The 584-nt window shown below is 44.0% G+C and carries 2 tRNA genes; both read right to left on the bottom strand.

Annotated elements, in window-relative coordinates:
• Nucleotides 1-332 precede the first annotated feature (332 nt).
• A tRNA-Arg gene (locus C1E24_RS20695) sits at nucleotides 333-409 on the bottom strand.
• Nucleotides 410-446: 37 nt separating this feature from the next.
• Nucleotides 447-523: transfer RNA gene (locus C1E24_RS20690), tRNA-Arg, on the bottom strand.
• Nucleotides 524-584: the final 61 nt, after the last annotated feature.

Genomic DNA, 584 nt, shown 5'->3' with positions numbered 1-584 from the left:
CTCGGAACACGATCTAAATTTCAGTCATAAAAAACCGACGCTCAATGGCTATTTCTCACATCAATTGGTTTGATGTGCCGGACGTGGGACTTGCTTTATGAAGAGTGAACCTTCGACAGCCTGATTAGCTAAAACAGAATAAATTCTAGGTATAAAAAACGACGCTCAATGGTTATTTCTCACATCAATTGGTTTGATGTGGCGAACGTGGGACTTGCTTTATGGAGAGTGAACCTTCAACATTTAAATTAGCCAACTCGGAACACGATCTAAATTTTAGGCATAAAAAAACCGACTTCCGTCGGTTATTTCTCACATCAATTGGTTTGATGTGGCGGACGCGGGAGGATTCGAACCTCCGACCGCCTGGTTCGTAGCCAGGTACTCTATCCAGCTGAGCTACGCGTCCGTATATCAAATTCTCTATTTTTACCACTTTGAGAAAGTGGCGGACGCGGGAGGATTCGAACCTCCGACCGCCTGGTTCGTAGCCAGGTACTCTATCCAGCTGAGCTACGCGTCCGGAACAAGTTATTTTACATCTTACTTTAGATACTCGTTTATTTTACCACTTTGAGAAAGTG

Origin of the sequence: Pseudoalteromonas phenolica (genome assembly GCF_005876835.1) — a bacterium.
Classification (GTDB): Bacteria; Pseudomonadota; Gammaproteobacteria; order Enterobacterales; family Alteromonadaceae; genus Pseudoalteromonas; species Pseudoalteromonas phenolica_B.
This window is presented reverse-complemented; position numbering and strand designations above follow the sequence as displayed.